A 13,228-nucleotide genomic window follows, 5' to 3' on the forward strand; every position below is an offset into this window, starting at 1 on the left:
GATCAGCCGGCTCCGCCAGGCGCCAGCCGGTAGGCGCCAAGGAGCGAGGGCGCCCCATCGGTCTCGACCCGCCCTTGCTCGATCAGGTCTTCCAAATGGGCAAGGACCGAAAGTGCGGCCGCCCCATGCAGCCGGACATCGGTCGAGGCATAGATAACCTTGACCATATCCGGGATACGGCTGTCGCCGGCGCGGATGCGTTCGAGCACGGCGCGTTCGCGCATCTTGCGGTGGGCGCGCAAGCCCCGAAGGAAGGAGGCGGGCTCGGTCACCGGCCCGCCATGGCCGGGTAGGTAGAGATGCTCGTCGCGGTAAAGCAGCTTTTCGAGTGAGGCCATGTAGTCGGCCATGGCCCCATCCGGCGGCGCGACGATCGTCGTCGCCCAGGCCATGACATGGTCGGCGGAAAAGAGGATACCGGTGCCGTCGAGTGCGAAGGCTATGTGGTTGGCCGTATGGCCTGGCGTCGTCAGCCCCGTCAGGCTCCAGCCATCGCCCTCGATCCGCCCGCCATCGGCAAGCACGAGATCGGGGGCGAACTCCATGTCCGAACTCTCGGCGAAAGGATTGGTCTCGCCCGTATGCAAGGGGCGGGCGGAGCGGTGCGGGCCTTCGCCGACGATCAGCGCGCCGGTCGCAGCCTTCAGCCGGCGCGCAAGTGGCGAGTGGTCGCGATGCGTATGGCTGACGGCGATATGGGTGACTTCACGGCCAGCAAGGGCCGCCATCAGCGCCTCAAAATGCGCCTCGTCGTCCGGGCCGGGGTCGATCACCGCAACGGAACGCTTTCCGACGATATAGCTGTTGGTGCCGTGGAAGGTGAAGGGGCCGGGATTGTTGACGGTGATGCGCTGCACATCGTCCGCAACTGTCACGGCCTCGCCGTGGGCCGGCTTGAAATCGAGATCGAAGTCCGGGCCCTGCATGCGTCTCTTCCTGGCTTTCACTTGTATTCGATCTCGATGAACGACATCGGCTCGGCTCCGGCATTGACGACATTGTGCGCCATGCCCGCCTTGCGGCGATAGGCCGCCCCCTTGGCGATATCGACGCGGCGGCTGCCGCCTTCCTCCTCGAGCAGGAACTGGCAGTCGGTCATCGGCACGACGACATAGCCGAGCCCGTGCACATGATGGCCGGTGTCGGCGCCGGGCTCGAAATCCCAGCGGGTGATCCGCACAACCGCGTCATCGACGAGCACGCTCGGAACGGCAGGAGGGCGGGCGCGAAACTGGCTCATGATCTTCTCCATTTCGGCGGGACAATAGGAGGTGCGATGCAGGAAGGGAAGGGTGCAGGCGGCAGCGGCAGACGTTGTGTCGCGGTGTGCTCGCCGGCCATTTGCACAGCTGATCGACAAATCCGCCGAAAAACCAACTTAGTGTCAACTTAGTGATTGTGACGGACGGCGAGCTTTGATAATCAGGCGCTCGATTTGGCGGGCTTGTTTTCCGTCAGTCCAGTTGGGGCGTCGCCAAGCGGTAAGGCACCGGTTTTTGGTACCGGCATTCCCAGGTTCGAATCCTGGCGCCCCAGCCATCATCTTCCAAACATGCGATTGAGAACCGGCAAGCGTGCCGGATATGCGTGTGCTCTTGTCAAGTCACTCTGCAACTGACACGCTAGTGCCGTTGATTCCTACTTGTATGAGGGAGAAGATGGCTCACAAATTCGAAATCTACAAAGACAAGGCTGGCGAGTACCGCGTTCGCTTCAAGTACAACAGCGAAGTGATGTTCTCGACCGAGGGCTACAAGACCAAGGCCAGCGCCCAGAACGCCATCGACTCGATCAAGAAGAACGGTCCCGACGCACCCGTCGAGGACAACAGCAGCAGCTGAGTTCGACATTCTTTCCATAGAAAAAGCCCGCCGATTTTCACCGGCGGGCTTTTTTGTTTCTTGGCGTTTAGCTTGCGGTTGCGGCCGGCTTGGTCTGTGCCGGTGCGCCCAGGAACTCTTCGCACCAGCTCGGGCCATCGGCACGCTTGCGGTCGCCGGCAATGCGGATCGAGCGGATGACATAGTCGGACGAGACGGTAAGCTGGACCGAGCAGCTCAGATATTCCGTGCGGGCCGATGAGATGCGCTTGCCGCGCTTGCCGTCCTTGGTGGTTTCGTACTGCGCCGGAACCTTGCGGGTCTTGTAGCCGCCCTTCCAGCTATAGACGGTTGAGCTGCCGCTTTCGACGTCGGAGATCGGCGGACCGTATTGAGCGAAGAAGCCGCCGGCCGGCTGGCCGAGCCAACGAGCTTCGACCGCGTTCTTGGAGATCCCCGTTCCGGTCGTCGTGCAGCCGGCAAGCACGAGCGCAAGGCCCGCCACCGTCATCATGCGGAAGTTCATGTTTCTGTCCCTTTGGTTCTCGTTCTGAAATAGGCATGGCGCGGAAGCCCGTATCCCCTGGTTTTCCGCGCTTTCCGTTGTGCCTCTAGCGCCAAACCAGGCGAAAGGAAATCCACGCCGCGCCTTGCATTTCAGGAAAATATGAAGCGTTGCACAAAGTCCCTATCGGGCGGGCTTTCAGGCGCCGCCGCCCCCGGAAAACGGCAATTTCCGCATGAGTTTTCCACTGTCACAAGTTTTTTGAAAAAGGCGCAAGGTTTTTCGAGATAGGCGCTTGTGAAATCAAAATGCCTGTTCTATAGAGGCGCCGCTGGTCACGGAGTGTAGCGCAGTCTGGTAGCGCACCACGTTCGGGACGTGGGGGTCGCAAGTTCGAATCTTGCCACTCCGACCAGCCAAATCAATCCTTTACCGATCATTCCCTTGCATGCCGCTCGGCGCCGCACCGTATGCGCTTGCGCGTTGCGCGCCTGTTCCGGCGTCGATCCTTACGCCCGCTCATCCTCCATCTTAGCCGTTCGTCGCTCCCTCGAAGCCGTTGGTCGAATAGCCGTGCATTCGCGCCCGGGTCGGCCTGTCTGCACGCAAACGAAGGTTCTAGGGTCCCGTCATTCGATCAATGACGACGAGGAACGGGAATGTCGATCAAGCATCTATTCATTGCAGCGGTTCTGCTTATGGCCGGCCATTCGGTGGCGGCGGCGCAGAGCTGCGAGAAGAATTTCAAGGCTTCGGGCGTGCCGCTGGTGACGCCGGTCTTTTACAAGACCTGGCAGGAGTTTCCGAAGCTGAAGCCCGAGGCCGCCTTGCAGCGGATGGCACGGGGTGTCGCGGCGGAAGGATTTTCGGGAATCGAGATCAACAAGTCGCTCGGGACCATCGAGGCCTATCAGGATACCGCCGGCTCCGGACGGCTGCAGACGCTGCGCGTCGTTGCCCGCAAGCGCGGTTCAGGCACGCGGGTTGATGCGATGTTCGATATTCAGGTGGGGCAGGTGACCACCAAACAGGTGGTGCAGGAGGGGCTCTGCAATATCATCCGCTCCGCAGTCGAGTAGGGACCAGCGGGCGCAACGGACAGGCAGCAGCAGGAGAGCGTTTCCATTGTCGATATGGTAACGCTCCGTCCGCTTGTCAGCCCTGCCGTTCGAGCGCCTTTAGCGTCGATTGGGCCGCGGCCTGTGCTTGCAGCATCGACGTGAAATTGCCCTGGGCGGGATAGGTGACGCCGCGATACTTGATGACGAAGCACCATTTGCCGTTGACGCGTTTCTCGACCTTCACGGTGGTTTCCGGTTGCTTGTCCGTGCTCACCTTTTCGTCTCCCTGATTCGGCGCATCGTTGCGCGAAAGTCGTCCAGATACGCCGGAGAGGTCGGCTCTGTCCATCGATACCCCGCATACATGGGGCGCTGTGGCGGGGGAGAGGCCAGGGAAGAGCGCCTATGCCGGGCAGGAGCCTTGCTGCCGGTCCACGGTCAGGCGGACTGTCCCACAACGTCCAGGAACGGTGAAACAGCCCTATCGATCCTCATGATCGACGCGCCAACTTACGAATGCGGAGACGGATGAAAAGGTGCGATCTGTGCGTTTTCGGGTCAAGGTGAAGCGATTGTCAGCCCTGTCCCGTTTTGGGACGGTGCGACTTCAGGACGTCGGAGAGCCTCCCGCAGGGAAGCGGATCGGGTGCCGGCATCAGGCAGTCCTCCAACCGCGGCGGATCACTCTTGCACCAGCAATGCGCGGCTTTATTGTTCACTTTGAAACGACGTGTTCACGGAATGATGTCTTATCAGAGTGAACAATCAGGGCGATATTTCCATCAACACTTGTTCTTGCCCGAGAGGCCCAGATGTTGAAGGAACCGATATTCACCTTTCGCGAGATCGCCATATGGACCGCCATACTTGGCAGCGTCGTAGGCTATCAGCTTTGGCAGCACGCCGAACCGGCGCCGTTGACGATGGTTCTCCCGGCGATCGAGCAGCAGCTTTGATGATGAATGCCGGCAGGAGTTCACTCCTCCGGCATGCCGTTGCGCCTGGCCGCCTGCAGCAGGTCGATTTCGCCGGCGACCGGACCGAACTGGTTCTCCAGCCGCTCGGCTTCCTCCGCATCGAGCCGATATTTCCGGGCAAATGCTTCGATCGATACCATGCGCCCGCGAAAGCCTTTTTGCCTCGCATCGTCGCCTTGATGTTCCATTTTCATGGTGCTTCTCCCATGCGCCAGGGAGATAGGGCGACGGACTTGTTTGAAAAGGCCCAAATCGACCGGTAGCAACCGCGGTTTCAGCAACGAAAAAGGGGCCCTGTTCGGGGCCCCTTTTTTGCGTGTGCTGCGGCTTTCGATCAGCCGTCGATATCGTCGATGATCTCGACCGCCTTGCCGGCGCTTACGCGTCGGATTTCGGCCTCCTCGCGGCGGCCCGCGAAGAGTTCGGTCGCCATCAGCTGGTCGGCGAGGTCCGCCGGCAGCGAGAGGATGACGCGGGCGTCTTCCGTGTGGATGCCGCCGAGTGCCGAGCGCTTGGCCGTAATCATGCCGCCAGCCACCGTGTTGTTGGTGTCCGGATCGATCAGGATGAAGGCGCCGGTCGTGCGGTTCTGCTCGTAGGTGTCGAAGACCGCCTGTTCGTCGAAGGCGAGATGCACCTTGCCAATGGCGTTCATCGGCAGCTGCTCGGCATGGTCCCACTTGCCGGTCTTAAGGTCGAGCTGGCTTGCCGGCTGGATCTGGACGCGCTGGCGGCGGCTGCCGCTCTTCAGCCAGTAGCGCTTGCCCGGCTGGATGCCTTCCGGCTGCAGGGCAACGAGCTGGGCATCGAAGGCAAGGCCTGTCAGCGGCTGGCTGTCGATCGCCACGATCATGTCGCCGCGCGACACGTCCACCTGGCGGTCGAGCACGAGCGTGATCGCGTCGCCGGCGACGGCGGCGTTGCGCACGAGGTCGAAGGTGACGATCTTGGTGACGTTGGCCACCATGCCGGAGGGCAGGATGACGACACTGTCGCCCGGCTTCACCGAGCCACCGGCAACCGTGCCCTGATAGCCGCGGAAGCTTTCGCCGGGCCGCGAGACGCGCTGTACCGGCAGGCGGAAGCCGACGGTCTGGGCCGAACGGGTGGTTGCCAGTTCCAGCACTTCGATCAGCGTCGGGCCGTCATACCAGGGCATGGAGGCGCGGCCGTCATAGACGACATTCTCGCCCTTCAGAGCCGAGACGGGAATAGCGGTGACCTGACGCACGCCAAGCGACAATGCCAGTTCCCGGAACTCGTGGTTGATCTCTTCGAAGCGGGCGCGATCGTAGTCGGTGAGGTCGATCTTGTTGACCGCCAGTACGAACTGCTTGATGCCCATCAGCGTTGCGATCGTCGCATGCCGGCGGGTCTGCTCGAGCAGGCCGACGCGGGCATCGACCAGCAGCACGGCGAGGTCGGCGGTCGAGGCGCCCGTCGCCATGTTGCGGGTATATTGCTCGTGGCCGGGCGTGTCGGCGACGATAAAGGAGCGCTTGTCGGTCGAGAAATAGCGATAGGCGACATCAATGGTGATGCCCTGTTCACGCTCGGCCTGCAGGCCGTCGAGGAGCAGCGCGAAGTCGGGCAGGCCGAGATCGTTCTGCTTGCCGTTGGAATCGCGCTGGAGCGTCGCGGCCTGGTCTTCCTTGACCGCCTTGGTGTCCCAGAGCAGGCGACCGATCAGCGTCGACTTGCCGTCATCGACCGAGCCGCAGGTGATGAGGCGAAGCGGGCGGCTGTCACGCGCGGCGCGCGCCGGCTCCTGCGCCGGAAAGGCCAGAACCTCGCCGGCAGCAACGTGCTCAACGGCATTCGCGGTTGCGGGAGCAGTCATCAGAAATATCCTTCGCGTTTTTTCTTTTCCATCGAGCCGGACTGGTCGCGGTCGATGGCGCGGCCCTGGCGTTCGGATACGGTCGCCGTTTCGAGTTCGGAAATGATGTCGTCGAGTGTCGTCGCGCTGGAGCGGATGGCGCCGGTCAGCGGGAAGCAGCCGAGGGTGCGGAAGCGGATCACTTCCTCGCGCTTGGTTTCGCCTGGCAGCAGTTCGAGGCGCGGGTCTTCGGCCAGGATCATCATGCCGTCGCGTTCGACGATCGGGCGCTTCTCAGCGAAGTAAAGCGGCACGATCGGAATCTCTTCTGCCTGGATGTAGCGCCAGATGTCGACTTCGGTCCAGTTCGAGAGCGGGAAGGCCCGCACGCTTTCGCCCTTGCGGATCATGCCGTTATAGACGTTCCAAAGTTCCGGGCGCTGGTTGCGCGGATCCCAGCGATGATCCGGCGTGCGGAACGAATAGATGCGTTCCTTGGCACGGCTTGCTTCCTCGTCGCGCCGCGCGCCGCCGAAGGCCGCGTCGAACTGGCCGGCGTCGAGCGCCTGGCGCAGCGCCTCGGTCTTCATGATGTCGGTGTAGAGCGCCGAACCGTGGCTGAAGGGCGTGACGTTCTCGGCAGCACCGCGCGGGTTGATGTGCTCGATCAGGTCGAGGTCGTAGCGCTCGACGATCTCGTTGCGAAACGTGATCATCTCGGCGAACTTCCAGCCGGTGTTGACGTGCAACAGCGGGAAGGGCACGCGGCCGGGATAGAAGGCCTTACGGGCGAGGTGCAACAGCACCGAGGAGTCCTTGCCGATCGAATAGAGCATGACCGGGCGTTCGAACTCGGCGGCCACTTCGCGGAAGATGTGGATCGCTTCGTTCTCGAGTGCCTTCAGATGCGGATCGAGCGGCGGCTTGGCGCTCTGCGGATTGTGCAGTTCCGTTTCCGGATGGATATGGGGCATTTCAGTCTCCGGGAGGATTTGTCTTCAGACGAGCGCGCCAGCCTCAGGCGGCGCTGCTCGAATTCGGGATGATGGAACTGGCGGCAGCTTCCGGAACGTGCAGGCCACATTCGCGCTTCTCGTCGTTCTCCCACCACCAGCGCCCGGCGCGCTCCGGCTCGCCGGGCTTGATGGCGCGGGTGCAGGGCTCGCAGCCGATCGACGGATAACCGCGGGCGTGCAGCGGGTTGACCGGAACGGCATTGGCGGCGACGTAAGCGCGGATGGTTTCGATATCCCAGTCCGCCAGCGGGTTGATCTTGATGAGGCCGCGTTCGGCATCGGCTTCCGCGAACGGGGTCGATGCGCGATTGCCCGACTGGCCGCGGCGCAGGCCGGTGACCCAGAAGGTTGCCCCTTCGAGCGCGCGCGCAAGCGGCTTCAGCTTGCGCACGTCACAACAGGCATGCCGGGCCTCGACGCTCTCGTAAAAGCCGTTGAGGCCATAGCGCGCCGCATAGGCGTCGATGTCGGCCTGTTCCGGATGGTAGCGCTTGATCAGGATCCCGTAGGTTTCTTCGGTCTTTTCGATAAGGGCGACCGTCTCGTTGAACAGGCGCCCGGTCTCCAGTGTCGCGACATTGATGGACAGCTTGTTCTCGCCGATGGCCGCGGTAATCACCTGATCCTCGATACCGAGCGAGGTCGTGAAGACGGCCTGCCCTTCAAGGCTTGCGACAAGCGCCAGCCGACCGGCGAGATCCAGGCCTTCGAGCGTCTCGTTCAGTGCCTTGGCGGTGGTTTCGAGGGATGACGTGGTCATGGCTGCGTCCTGTTCCAACTTGGTCGGAATATCGCAGCCCAATGCGACAATGGACAGAAATAGCGGTTTCTAATGCTGTTTGTTTGGAGCAAATCTGCCTCTCAGAACGAAAGGCAGCGAAAAACCGAATATAGACTAGTAATTTACTAGATTTTATACTGTATGGCTACGACGGCAACCCTTGAAGAGGAGGCGCGAACCTTGCGGGCCCGCGCCTCCTGCCAAGGGGAGAGCCAGACCGTCAGAACGCTGCCCAGCCGGCCTCCTGTGCCTGCGGGGCACTGCGATAGGCCGTGGCGAGTTTGCGGCCCAGGGCGCGTGCGGGCGAAGGGGCAGCAATCTCGCTCGTCACGAGGCGTGGTGCCGCCGCTTGGCCGTTGCCCGTCTTGAAGCGCATCAGCAGATCGTTGAGCGCGCCGGCCTCGCGGGCGAGGCTATGGCTCGCGGCGGTCGATTGCTCCACCATTGCCCCGTTCTGCTGCGTTCCCTGATCGATCGCGTTCACCGCCGTGTTGATCTGCTGGATGCCGGCGGCCTGTTCGCGGGCGCTTTCGACGATCGCCGTCACGTGACTGCTGATCTCCTTGACCTCGGTGATGATGCTTTCGAGCGCCGTGCCGGTCTCGCGCACCAGCGTGACGCCGGATTTGACCTGCTGGCCAGATGTGGCGATCAGCACCTTGATCTCCTTGGCGGCCTGCGCCGAGCGCTGGGCGAGCTCGCGCACCTCCTGGGCGACGACGGCAAAGCCCTTGCCGGCTTCGCCGGCGCGGGCCGCCTCGACGCCGGCATTCAGCGCCAGGAGGTTCGTCTGAAAGGCGATGTCGTCGATGACGCCGATGATGCTGGAGATTTCCCGCGACGAGGCTTCGATGCCACTCATCGCGGTGACGGCGTTGCCGACGATCTCGCCGGACTTCTCTGCTGCACCGCGGGTGCGCGTCACCAAGGTGCCTGCCTCCTCCGCACGCCGGCTGGCATCCGCCACGGTGGTCGCGATCTGGTCCAGTGCAGCCGCCGTTTCCTCGACCGAAGCCGCCTGCTGTTCTGTGCGCTTGGAAAGGTCACCGGCCGCAGAGCGGATTTCGCTGGCGCCGGCATTGATGCTGCGGGCGTTCTCGCCGACCGAGCGCAGCGCATCTTCGAGATTGGTGACGGAGCTGTTGAAGTTCGTGCGTAGCGTGTCGAGCCGTTCGGCAAGCGGCGTGTCGATGCGATAGGTGAGGTCGCCTTCCGCCAGCCGGTCGAGACCGAAGCCGAGCGCATTGACCGCGGTCTGGATCTCGGCAGCTTCCTTGACCTTCTGCGCCTCGCGCTGCTCGCGCTCGCGTTCGGAAAGTGTTCGACCCGCCTCCGCTTCCTGCTCGAGCCGCTGGCGTTCGAGCGCATTGTCGCGGAAGACAGCGACGGCACCCGCCATCTGGCCGATCTCGTCACGGCGGCCTTCGCCGAAGATCGTGGCCTTGAGGTTGCCGGCTGCAAGCTGCCGCATGGCCTCGCACAGCTGCGTCAGCGGCCGAAAGAGACCGGCGGCCACGAACCAGACTGTTGCCCCGAGAAGCGCGATGGCAAAGGCGGCGATCATGACCTGCCAGCGTGTCAGGGTGTCCTTTTCCACCTGGGCCGCCTCCAGCTCCTGGTCGGCTTCCGCGAGCTGGAGCTTGACCAGGGCGCCGATCGGTTCGGCCAGCGGATCGATGGCCGCGTAAAGGCGGCTGTCGATAAACCGGCCGAACTCGGCGATGTCCTGTCGATCGATGATCTCGAGCATGTCCCTGACCGCCTGCTCGCTGCCGACGCGGGCTGCGTCGAAGGTCTTCGCAAGCTTCTTTTCCTCAGGCGTCAGTCTCGTTGCTTCATAGGCGCGCCATTGTTCGTCGATGGTGGCAAGCGCCGCGTTGATCTTCTCCTTGCCGTCAGCCCACCGAAGCGCGCCGCTTCGCATCTTGTGGGTCGTATCGACGATTTCGACGGCGTACATGTCGGCGACGGTATCGAGCTGCGCCACCGGCAACAGCCGGTCGGCGACGATCGATTCGGTGCGCTTGGAGATCGATGTCATCGCATTGAAAGCCGTGACGATCATGACCAGCATGGCGACGGCGAGCAGGGACAAGCACACGAGCAGGCGTGCTTTGATTGTCATGAAAAACGCTCCTCGGTTGCCCGCAAGGCAAATCATCCTCGGCCGGTGACCGCGGACAAGGCCGCATGGTCATCGGGAAGCGAGCTCGCCTTGGCAGGGAGTAATGACGATGATGGGGATGGAGCACGCGTTACTACGCGGCGAAACTGCCCTCATGGCACGTTCGCCCAGCGTTCACTCCGTCTTATCTAGACATAACAACCGGAGATTAAGAATGGCTAAATTTTAAGGTGTTGAACAAAGCTCGCGCAACCCATGGTCATCGCAACCACAGGAGGCGGTTGGCGATGCTCAAGAAGTGTTGAAGACCACATCCTTTCGCAAATCGTTCTTCGGGTTCAAGCTGCCGCCTCTCCGAAACAGGCGAAGGAGCACGCACATGTTGAAAGCCATTTCACGCCGTGGCGTTGCAGCGGGTGTCCTGACGGCGCTTCTGGTCACCGGCGCCTATGCCCATCACGGATGGTCCTGGGCCGAGGCCGACCAAATCGAGCTCAAGGGCATCATCCGCGAAATATCGATGGCGCCGCCGCATCCGACCTTGCAGGTGGAAACGACCGCGGATGGCATGTGGCACGTCGAACTCGGCAATCCCCGGCAGACGGAGCGCTCCGGCTTTGTGGAGGGATAAGCCAAGGCCGGTGACGCCGTCGTCGTTCTCGGCAACCGCTCGCTCGACCCGAACGAAAAGCGCATGAAGGCGGTGCGCATCACGGTCTCCGGCAAGACCTATGACATCTATCCGGAACGCATCCGGGCCGGTGGATGAGTGGGGCGGAGCTTGTCGAATGGATCGCCGGCTGGCCGGTCGGCGCTGCGCTCAGGCATTCGGCGCTTCTCTATCTCTTGGTCAATGCGGCCCACATTCTCGCGATCGGGCTGCTGATGGGCGCCATCGTGCCGTTGGATTTACGGTTGCTCGGTTTCTTCGGCAACACCTCACTTGAAGTGCTCGGACCGTTTCTGTCGCGTGCGGCGGCAGTTGGCTTTTCATTGGCGATCACCACTGGCTTATGCCTCTTCAGCGTGCGCCCGGCGGCCTATGTCACGAATGCTGCCTTTCTCGCAAAGATCGCTCTGCTGGGGATCGGTGCCGTCAACGCTGTCAGTGTGCATATGGGCGGCGCCTGGCGGGCCGCCGTAAATGGCGGCCCGGTCTCATGGCGTCTTCGCATCCCGGCAGCCGTCTCGCTGACGGTGTGGCCGGCAGCGCTCCTGGCTGGGCGCTGGATCGGCTTTCTCTGATGCTGGTTCTATCGGTCGTTGGCCGTTTTCCACGCGGGGAGGGCTGGCTCCTGCTTGAGCGCTCTGCCGCGCACGAACTGCAGCGTCGCTTCGGCCACCCGTTGCCCGAGATGCGTTGCGGTGGCGAGATCGGATTGCGGCGGCGCAAGATCGGCCCCCTGGTCGACATTCGACTGCGCCCCAGCACCCAGCCAGAAGCCTAACCGGTTGAGATCGTCAGAAGATCCTGTGGTCGAGTGGTTGGCCGGCGGCAGATCGAGGTTGATCCAGTGCATGCCGTGCTGGGCAGCAAAGAGTGCAAGTTGCATCAGCGTCGCGAGCTTGTCGCCGGAAGCGGTTCCCGAATTGGTGAAGCCAGCGGCAATCTTGTCTTTCCAGAGATAGCCTTTGGCCATCACCGCGTTCGAACTTGCCTCCTGGAAAGATTTGAACGCGGCTGATGGACCCCCGACATAGGTTGGCGTGCCGAAGATGATCGCCTCAGCCGAGAGCAGATCGTTCCACCGGTCCGGTGCTTCGTCGACGGTCAAGAGCAGGCATTGCGTGCCGTCGACCCGCTCGATTCCGGCTTTGACGGCTTCCGCCTGACGTGCGGTGTGGCCGTAGCCGCTGTGATAGATAACGGCGATGCATATGTTGCTCATGGTTTGGTCTCCATTGGTTTTGGGTGATGGATCTGCCGCGCGCGAGCGAAGACGCGCGCCGGCGGCGCGTTGCACGTTGAAGGCAACGCTGGTCAGGATCGGTTGATGGGGCGGTGGGCTCTACAGTGCCGCGCTTCTTATGAGACGCGCAAAGGTCGCTGTAGCACTTTGCCTTGCTGCAAGTTTTTGTCCTTAAATCGGCTACGATTTAAGGAAACATGCAGTAGCGACCGCGTGCGATCGTCAGGACGCAGTCACTGTCGTTCAATGAATGGCGTGACCATCGAACTGCCTCAGCGTCTCCGGGAGATGTTTGAGCTTCTCCGGATTGCGCGTGACATAGATGGCGGTGATCCGGTCCTGTTCGATCTCAAGGGCGGTTGTCTGCAGGATCTCACCGTCTTCGATGGTGATGAAACCGGGTAGCCCGTTGATGAAGTCGTAGCGCACGAGCCGCGACATCGTCTCCGCAAAGATCAGCGCCAGCGACGCGTGGAGTTTCATGACCTTGTCGAAGCCCATGATTGGCCATCTCGGCGCCACTGTCTTGCCGCCGCCGTCGGCATAGACGATCGCCTCCGTTGCGAGCAGCGACCGAAGCTGCTGCATGTCGCCGCTACGCGAAGCCGCGAAGAAAGCGCAGGCGATTTCGAGGCCCTGTTCCCGGGGCATGACAAAGCGGCGACGAGCGCTGCGGATATTGACGCGGGCGCGGCTGGCAAGTTGACGGCAGGTCGCCGGTTTGCGGCTGAGCGTCTCGCCGATTTCATCGAAGCTGACGCCGAAGACATCGTGCAATAGAAACGCGGCCCGTTCGAGCGGCGACAGGCGCTCCAGCGCCATCATCAGAGGCAAGGTGATGTCGTCGAGGTCGTCGTTTTCCTCGACGACCGGTTCCGGCAGCCATGGTCCGACATAGGTCTCGCGTCGGTGCCGCGCCGACTTCAACTGATCGAGGCAAAGTCGCGTCACGATGCGGCGCAGGAAGGCTGACGAATCCTTGACGGCGGTGCGGTCGGCGTCGAGCCAGCGCAGGAATGCCTCCTGGACGACATCTTCGGCTTCGCTGACCGAACCCAGCATCCGATAGGCGATGCGGATCAGTCGGGGACGCAGCGGCTCGAAGGTCGTTCTGACGTCTTCGTCGGTCATCACGCCCCCCATCGCCGTTCGGGGCAATCGGCTATGGCATGGCCGGCAGGCACGAGGAGCCATGATGGCATTGCCGCTGGAGT

General features: G+C 62.4%; 15 protein-coding genes, 2 tRNA genes and 1 pseudogene. 7 read left to right on the top strand and 11 right to left on the bottom strand.

The features are described 5' to 3' along the window. Nucleotides 1-2 precede the first annotated feature (2 nt). Nucleotides 3-926 carry an MBL fold metallo-hydrolase gene (locus tag AC070A_RS13685; RefSeq protein ID WP_113736798.1) on the bottom strand — a complete coding sequence of 308 codons (924 nt, stop codon included), beginning with the start codon at nt 924-926 and terminating at the stop codon, nt 3-5. A gap of 17 nt (nt 927-943) precedes the next feature. Continuing rightward, a complete protein-coding gene (locus AC070A_RS13690; protein WP_113736799.1) occupies nt 944-1,240 on the bottom strand; it encodes a cupin domain-containing protein in 297 nt (98 codons plus the stop codon). Between the two features lie 224 nt (nt 1,241-1,464). Between AC070A_RS13690 and AC070A_RS13695 the strand changes: the two genes are divergently transcribed. Then, nucleotides 1,465-1,539: transfer RNA gene (locus tag AC070A_RS13695), tRNA-Gln, on the top strand. 119 nt (nt 1,540-1,658) lie between these two features. Further along, complete coding sequence (locus AC070A_RS13700; protein ID WP_057250604.1) at nt 1,659-1,841, top strand: YegP family protein; 183 nt, start codon at nt 1,659-1,661, stop codon at nt 1,839-1,841. 67 nt (nt 1,842-1,908) lie between these two features. On the opposite strand, the gene AC070A_RS13705 is transcribed toward AC070A_RS13700, so the two are convergent. Then, the gene (locus AC070A_RS13705; protein ID WP_112995348.1) at nt 1,909-2,346 is read right to left on the bottom strand and encodes a hypothetical protein; all 438 of its coding nucleotides are present in this window, start codon (nt 2,344-2,346) and stop codon (nt 1,909-1,911) included. A 317-nt stretch (nt 2,347-2,663) separates the two neighbouring features. On the opposite strand from AC070A_RS13705, the gene AC070A_RS13710 reads away from it, so the two are divergent. Both AC070A_RS13710 and AC070A_RS13715 read left to right on the top strand, forming a co-directional pair. Continuing rightward, a tRNA-Pro gene (locus tag AC070A_RS13710) sits at nt 2,664-2,740 on the top strand. Between the two features lie 244 nt (nt 2,741-2,984). Further along, on the top strand, nt 2,985-3,404 hold the full coding sequence (locus AC070A_RS13715) for a hypothetical protein (RefSeq protein WP_255570930.1): 420 nt from the start codon (nt 2,985-2,987) through the stop codon (nt 3,402-3,404). A 76-nt stretch (nt 3,405-3,480) separates the two neighbouring features. On the opposite strand, the gene AC070A_RS13720 is transcribed toward AC070A_RS13715, so the two are convergent. Beyond that, nucleotides 3,481-3,660, bottom strand: a complete 180-nt coding sequence (locus AC070A_RS13720; RefSeq protein WP_057251083.1) for a hypothetical protein — start codon at nt 3,658-3,660, stop codon at nt 3,481-3,483. Between the two features lie 538 nt (nt 3,661-4,198). Here AC070A_RS13720 and AC070A_RS13725 point away from each other — a divergent pair. Then, nucleotides 4,199-4,342 carry a hypothetical protein gene (locus tag AC070A_RS13725; protein WP_093232085.1) on the top strand — a complete coding sequence of 48 codons (144 nt, stop codon included), beginning with the start codon at nt 4,199-4,201 and terminating at the stop codon, nt 4,340-4,342. 20 nt (nt 4,343-4,362) lie between these two features. On the opposite strand, the gene AC070A_RS13730 is transcribed toward AC070A_RS13725, so the two are convergent. The 5 genes from AC070A_RS13730 to AC070A_RS13750 all read right to left on the bottom strand — a co-directional run bounded on the left by AC070A_RS13730 (nt 4,363) and on the right by AC070A_RS13750 (nt 10,104). Next, nucleotides 4,363-4,557 carry a hypothetical protein gene (locus tag AC070A_RS13730; protein WP_113132842.1) on the bottom strand — a complete coding sequence of 65 codons (195 nt, stop codon included), beginning with the start codon at nt 4,555-4,557 and terminating at the stop codon, nt 4,363-4,365. 140 nt (nt 4,558-4,697) lie between these two features. Then, complete coding sequence (gene cysN, locus AC070A_RS13735) at nt 4,698-6,203, bottom strand: sulfate adenylyltransferase subunit CysN (RefSeq protein ID WP_113132841.1); 1,506 nt, start codon at nt 6,201-6,203, stop codon at nt 4,698-4,700. Further along, nucleotides 6,203-7,156: a sulfate adenylyltransferase subunit CysD gene (gene cysD / locus AC070A_RS13740; protein ID WP_113132840.1), complete on the bottom strand. Its 954-nt coding sequence runs from the start codon at nt 7,154-7,156 to the stop codon at nt 6,203-6,205. Before cysD ends, cysN begins: the two co-directional genes overlap by 1 nt. Nucleotides 7,157-7,199: 43 nt before the next feature. Further along, the gene (locus AC070A_RS13745) at nt 7,200-7,958 is read right to left on the bottom strand and encodes a phosphoadenylyl-sulfate reductase (RefSeq protein ID WP_058325511.1); all 759 of its coding nucleotides are present in this window, start codon (nt 7,956-7,958) and stop codon (nt 7,200-7,202) included. A 241-nt stretch (nt 7,959-8,199) separates the two neighbouring features. After that, a complete protein-coding gene (locus AC070A_RS13750; RefSeq protein WP_162770914.1) occupies nt 8,200-10,104 on the bottom strand; it encodes a HAMP domain-containing methyl-accepting chemotaxis protein in 1,905 nt (634 codons plus the stop codon). 379 nt (nt 10,105-10,483) lie between these two features. Here AC070A_RS13750 and AC070A_RS13755 point away from each other — a divergent pair. Continuing rightward, nucleotides 10,484-10,873, top strand: a pseudogene (locus AC070A_RS13755) (DUF6152 family protein). Then, nucleotides 10,870-11,349 (top strand): DUF2214 domain-containing protein, encoded by a 480-nt coding sequence (locus AC070A_RS13760; protein WP_113736801.1) that lies wholly within the window; start codon nt 10,870-10,872, stop codon nt 11,347-11,349. The pseudogene AC070A_RS13755 and the gene AC070A_RS13760 overlap by 4 nt, the downstream one beginning before the upstream one ends. An 8-nt stretch (nt 11,350-11,357) precedes the next feature. Here the strand turns inward: AC070A_RS13760 and AC070A_RS13765 are convergent, their stop codons facing one another. Both AC070A_RS13765 and AC070A_RS13770 read right to left on the bottom strand, forming a co-directional pair. Next, the gene (locus tag AC070A_RS13765; protein ID WP_057250584.1) at nt 11,358-11,993 is read right to left on the bottom strand and encodes a flavodoxin family protein; all 636 of its coding nucleotides are present in this window, start codon (nt 11,991-11,993) and stop codon (nt 11,358-11,360) included. A 264-nt stretch (nt 11,994-12,257) separates the two neighbouring features. Then, nucleotides 12,258-13,145 carry a sigma-70 family RNA polymerase sigma factor gene (locus tag AC070A_RS13770; protein WP_093232324.1) on the bottom strand — a complete coding sequence of 296 codons (888 nt, stop codon included), beginning with the start codon at nt 13,143-13,145 and terminating at the stop codon, nt 12,258-12,260. Between the last annotated feature and the right edge of the window lie 83 nt (nt 13,146-13,228).

The organism is Ensifer sp. GW101-20A05 (assembly GCF_059424735.1).

Coding starts and splice junctions, on each gene's coding strand:
- AC070A_RS13770 (WP_093232324.1), bottom strand. CDS start 13,145: ATGACCGACGAAGACGTCAGAACGACCTTCGAGCCGCTGCGTCCCCGA.
- AC070A_RS13705 (WP_112995348.1), bottom strand. CDS start 2,346: ATGAACTTCCGCATGATGACGGTGGCGGGCCTTGCGCTCGTGCTTGCC.
- AC070A_RS13760 (WP_113736801.1), top strand. CDS start 10,870: ATGAGTGGGGCGGAGCTTGTCGAATGGATCGCCGGCTGGCCGGTCGGC.
- AC070A_RS13730 (WP_113132842.1), bottom strand. CDS start 4,557: ATGAAAATGGAACATCAAGGCGACGATGCGAGGCAAAAAGGCTTTCGC.
- AC070A_RS13700 (WP_057250604.1), top strand. CDS start 1,659: ATGGCTCACAAATTCGAAATCTACAAAGACAAGGCTGGCGAGTACCGC.
- AC070A_RS13745 (WP_058325511.1), bottom strand. CDS start 7,958: ATGACCACGTCATCCCTCGAAACCACCGCCAAGGCACTGAACGAGACG.
- AC070A_RS13715 (WP_255570930.1), top strand. CDS start 2,985: ATGTCGATCAAGCATCTATTCATTGCAGCGGTTCTGCTTATGGCCGGC.
- AC070A_RS13690 (WP_113736799.1), bottom strand. CDS start 1,240: ATGAGCCAGTTTCGCGCCCGCCCTCCTGCCGTTCCGAGCGTGCTCGTC.
- AC070A_RS13725 (WP_093232085.1), top strand. CDS start 4,199: ATGTTGAAGGAACCGATATTCACCTTTCGCGAGATCGCCATATGGACC.
- cysN (WP_113132841.1), bottom strand. CDS start 6,203: ATGACTGCTCCCGCAACCGCGAATGCCGTTGAGCACGTTGCTGCCGGC.
- AC070A_RS13750 (WP_162770914.1), bottom strand. CDS start 10,104: ATGACAATCAAAGCACGCCTGCTCGTGTGCTTGTCCCTGCTCGCCGTC.
- AC070A_RS13685 (WP_113736798.1), bottom strand. CDS start 926: ATGCAGGGCCCGGACTTCGATCTCGATTTCAAGCCGGCCCACGGCGAG.
- AC070A_RS13765 (WP_057250584.1), bottom strand. CDS start 11,993: ATGAGCAACATATGCATCGCCGTTATCTATCACAGCGGCTACGGCCAC.
- cysD (WP_113132840.1), bottom strand. CDS start 7,156: ATGCCCCATATCCATCCGGAAACGGAACTGCACAATCCGCAGAGCGCC.